1 protein-coding gene is annotated in these 4,965 nt (G+C 73.8%); it reads left to right on the top strand.

Going from position 1 to position 4,965, the window contains the following annotated elements:
* Positions 1-4,965, top strand: a 4,965-nt coding sequence (locus tag ND748_RS25020) for a type I polyketide synthase (RefSeq protein WP_251748461.1), incomplete at both ends; no start/stop codon positions are given.

Genomic DNA, 4,965 nt, shown 5'->3' with positions numbered 1-4,965 from the left:
GGCCCGGGCCTCGCGGCGCGGGCGGCGATCGGCGCCCACCTCGATGCGCTGGCCCAGCACCGGCGCGCGCTGGGGCTGCCGACGCAGAGCATCGCCATCGGGCCACGCACGACCGACGGGGACGCCGAGCCTGACCACCTGCTCCCGTTCGACGACGCCCAGACGGGCGCGCTGGTCTCGCTCGCCGCGCGGGTCGACCGGCCCACACTGGTCGCCGCCCGTCTGGACCATGCCAGGCTGCGCGCAGTGGCGACCGCCGGCGCGCTGCCACCGCTGCTGCGTTCCCTGGTCCGGGTCTCGCCCTCGCGAGCCGCGGGTCCACGGGCCGGCGCGCTGGCGGCCTCGTTCGCCGGTCGGTCCGAGGCCGATCAGCGGGCGGTGCTGCTCGGCCTGATCCGCACGGGGGTGGCCGCGGTGCTCGGCCACACCGGCGCGGACGCCATCGACGTCAACCGCGCGTTCAAGGACCTCGGCTTCGATTCGCTCACCGCGGTGGACCTGCGCAACCGGCTGGCCACGGCGACCGGGCTGAGCCTGCCGACCACCCTGCTGTTCGACTATCCCTCGCCCGAGGTGCTCGCCGACCACCTGCGCGTCGAGCTGCTGGGACCGTCCGCGCGCCAGGCGCCGATCCCGGACCCGCGCCGCCGCGGGAACGACGGCGAGCCGATCGCGATCGTCGCGATGGCCTGCCGCTACCCCGGCGGCGTGCGTTCCCCGCAGGACCTGTGGCAGGTGGTGGCCGAGGAGCGCGACGTCATCTCGCCGTTCCCCGACAACCGGGGCTGGGAGCTGGACACCCTGTTCGACCCGGACCCGGAGCGGGCCGGCACCTCGTACGCCCGCGAGGGCGGGTTCCTGCACGACGCCGACCTGTTCGACCCGGCGTTCTTCGGGATCTCCCCGCGGGAGGCGACCGCGATGGACCCGCAGCAGCGGCTGCTGCTGGAAACGTCGTGGGAGGCGTTCGAGCGGGCCGGGATCGCGCCGGACTCGCTGCGCGGCTCGCGCACGGGAGTGTTCGCCGGCGTCGTCTACACCGACTACGGCTCACGGGTGGGACTACCCCCCGACATGGAGGGCTACCTGGGCATCGGCAGTGCGGGCAGCATCGCCTCCGGGCGGATCGCCTACACGATGGGGCTCGAGGGACCGGCGGTGACCGTGGACACGGCCTGCTCGGCCTCGCTGGTCGCGCTGCACCTGGCGGTGCAGTCGCTGCGCCGGGGCGAGTGCGACCTGGCCCTGGCCGGCGGGGCGACGGTGCTGTCCAACCCGGACATCTTCATCGGATTCAGCCGCCAGCGCGGGCTGTCCCCCGACGCGCGCTGCAAGGCGTTCGCGGCGGCCGCGGACGGCACCGCGTTCGGCGAGGGGGTGGGGCTGCTGCTGGTGGAACGGCTCTCCGACGCGCGGCGCAACAACCACCCCGTCCTCGCCGTCGTCCGCGGCAGCGCCATCAACCAGGACGGTGCCAGCAACGGCCTCACCGCCCCCAACGGCCCGTCCCAGCAACGCGTCATCCACGCCGCCCTCGCCGACGCCGGGCTCACTCCCGACGACATCGACGCCGTCGAGGCCCACGGCACCGGCACCCGCCTCGGCGACCCCATCGAGGCCCAGGCTCTGCATGCCACCTACGGCCTCGACCGACCCGCGGACCGTCCGCTGTGGCTCGGCAGCCTCAAGTCCAACATCGGCCACACCCAGGCCGCCGCCGGCGTCGGCGGCATCATCAAGATCGTCGAAGCCCTGCACCACGACACGCTGCCCCGCACCCTGCACGTCGACGCCCCCACCCCGCACGTCGACTGGGACAGCGGCACCGTAGCCCTCCTCACCGAAAGGCGGTCCTGGGAGCCGCGGGAACGGCCGCGGCGGGCCGGCGTGTCCGCGTTCGGAATGAGCGGGACCAACGCCCACGTCATCATCGAGGAGGCGCCGCCGGAGAATGTGACAGCGCCGCCGGAGAATGTGCCGGCGCCGCCGGTGGAGGTGGCGGGCGGCCCTGTTCCGGTGTTGCTGTCGGGGCACACCGAACAGGCCCTGCGCGCCCAGGCCGAAAACCTGCACGTCTATCTTGGCGACCACCCCGATATCACCCCCCAGGCCGTGACCCATGCCCTCGCCCACGGCAGGACCCATCACCGCCATCGCGCCGCCGTCGTCACCGCCACCCACGCCGAGCTCCGCGACGCCCTGCTCGCCCTCACCCGTCAGCAGTCGCATCCGCAGCTCGTTGCGGCCACGGCCGCTCCCCGCGGAAAGACCGTCTTCGTCTTCCCCGGCCAGGGCAGCCAGTGGCACGGCATGGCCCGCGATCTGCTCGCCACCTCCCCCACCTTCGCCCGCCACCTCACCGCCACCACCGAGGCGCTCAACGCACACCTCGACTACGACCTGCTCGACGTTCTCACCTCCCCGGCCCCGCCCCCCACCACGGCCGACGTCGTCCAGCCCGCGCTGTTCGCGGTCATGACGAGCCTGGCCCGCCTGTGGCAGCACCACGACATCGAGCCGGACGCCGTCGTCGGGCACAGCCAGGGCGAAATCGCCGCCGCCCACATCGCCGGCGCCCTGACCCTGGACGACGCCGCCGCCGTCGTCGCCCTGCGCGCCACGGCCCTCACCACGCTCGCCGGCACCGGCGCCATGGCGTCGGTCACCCTGCCCGCGGCGGCCACCCGAGACCTGTTGGGCGCGTTTCCCGACCTCCACGTCGCCGCCCACAACAGCCCCACCCACACCATCGTCGCCGGCAGCCCGAAATCCCTCACCGCGCTTTTGCAGCACTGCGAGACCCATAAAATCCAGTCCCGCCGAATTCCCGTCGACTACGCCTCTCACACCCCCCACATCGAGCCCCTCCACGCCGCCCTGACCGCCGCCCTGGCGCACATCAGTCCCGCGCCGGCCGTCGTTCCCTTCTATTCCACCCTCACCAACGACTACCTCGACACCACGGCTCTCACCGCCGAATACTGGTACCAGAACCTCCGTAACCCCGTCCTGTTCCATTCCGCCGTCACCGCTCTGTACCGGGACGGCCACACCACCTACATCGAGTGCAGCCCGCACCCGGTCCTCACCACCGCCATCACCGACACCCTCGACTCCGCGCGACCCGAGAACCCCGAAACCCGAGACCCGGAATCCGGCAACACAGAAATCCGCAACGCAGAAAACCGAAACGCAGAATCCCGCAACGCAGAAATCCGAGGCCCCGAGGAGGCCAGCCGCCCCACCATCACCATCACCGGCACCCTGCGCCGCGACCACGGCACCCTCCACACCTTCCACACCGCCCTCGCCCACCTCCACACCCACGGCCACACCCCCACCTGGCACACCCCCACCAGCCCCACGCTCAACCCGACCACCGCCCCCACCACCCTGCCCACCTACCCCTTCCAACGACGCCGCTACTGGCTGGAGGGGGCGGCCGCCCGGCACGACGCCGAGGGCCTGGGCCTGGACTCGACCGGGCACGGCTTCGTCAGCGTCGTCACCGAACTCGCCGACGGCGGCGGGCTGCTGCTCAGCGGCCGGCTGTCCCGCCAGTCGCACCCGTGGCTCGCCGACCATGCGGTCCGCGGCACGGTGCTGCTGCCGGCCACGGCCCACCTTGAGCTGCTGTTCCAGGCGGCCGTGCACACCGGCGCCGGCGGGGTCGAGGAGCTGACGCTCGAGGCACCGCTGATCCTGCCCGACTCCGGTGGGGTCCGGGTGCAGGCGCGGGTCGAGGCGGCGGACTCCACCGGCCGTCGCCGGGTCACCGTGCATTCCCGCGCGGGAACCCAGGACACGTGGATCCGCCACGCCACCGGCGTGCTGGCCCCCGCGGCCCAGACGCCGATCCCGCCGGCCGCCGACACCACCTGGCCGCCCCCGCAGGCCATCCCGATCCCGGTCGACGGGCTGTACGACCAGCTCGCCGACCTCGGCTACGAGTACGGCCCGGCGTTCCAGAACCTGCGCGCCGCCTGGCGCTCGGGGGACACGGTGCACGCCCGGGTCGCCCTCGATCCCGAACTCCACATCGACGCGGGCCGCTTCGCGATCCATCCGGCGCTGCTCGACTCGGCGTTGCACGCGATGGGCCTGGGTACCTTCCTGGGTTCGGGTGTGCTGCTGCCGTTCGCCTGGACCGGGATCACCCTGGCCGCGACCGGCGCCACCGAGCTGCGGGTCACCGTCGCGCCCGGTCCCGGCGAGCGCGACACCGTCACCGTGCAGGTGGCCGACGCGACGGGGGCGCCGGTGGCCCGGGTGGAGCGGATCACACTGCGCCCGGTCGACCCGGCCAGCCTGCCGTCGGCCGGCGCCGGCGCGGGCGCCGCGTCCCTGTACGAGCTGGAGTGGCGGGAACTGCCGCCCCTGCCGGACGGCGCGGCAGCGCCCTACCGGTTCGCCACGGACGAGCTGGCAGACCTGGAGCCAGCAAACCAGGAATCGGCAGGGCTGCGGCTGGCCGACCTGGAAGCGGCAGACCTGGGGCTGGCAGGGCTGGAACGGGCAGACCTGGAGCTGAACCTCGGTGCTCCCGCGACCGACGACGCGGAGCTGACCCTGCTGCCATGGTGGACGCCGTCGGGCCTGCCCCCACGCGGATCCGCCAGTGTGCCGGCCGCGGCGGACCCGCAGCGCCATGACGTTCCGGCGGCGGTCAGCGGGGCGGTCCTGGCCCTGCTCGACCGGCTGCGCGACTGGCTCACTCGGGAGGACCGCCCGGGCGCGCGTCTGGTGGTACTCACCCGCCGCGCGGTGGCGGCGCGCAGCGGCGACCCGGTGGAACTCACCGCCGCCCCGCTGTGGGGGCTGCTGCGTTCCGCGGCCACGGAGAACCCCGACCGCATCGTGGTCGTCGACCTGGACGGCACGGCCGCCTCCCTGGCCGCGCTGCCCGCCGCGATCGCCACCGGCGAGCCGCAGCTGGCCCTGCGCGACGGCGTCGCGATGGTGCCC

The organism is Frankia sp. AiPs1, assembly GCF_023716945.1.
Classification (GTDB): domain Bacteria; phylum Actinomycetota; class Actinomycetes; order Frankiales; family Frankiaceae; genus Frankia.
Note: the sequence above shows the minus strand (reverse complement) of the source record. Positions and strands in the feature narration are given on the sequence as shown.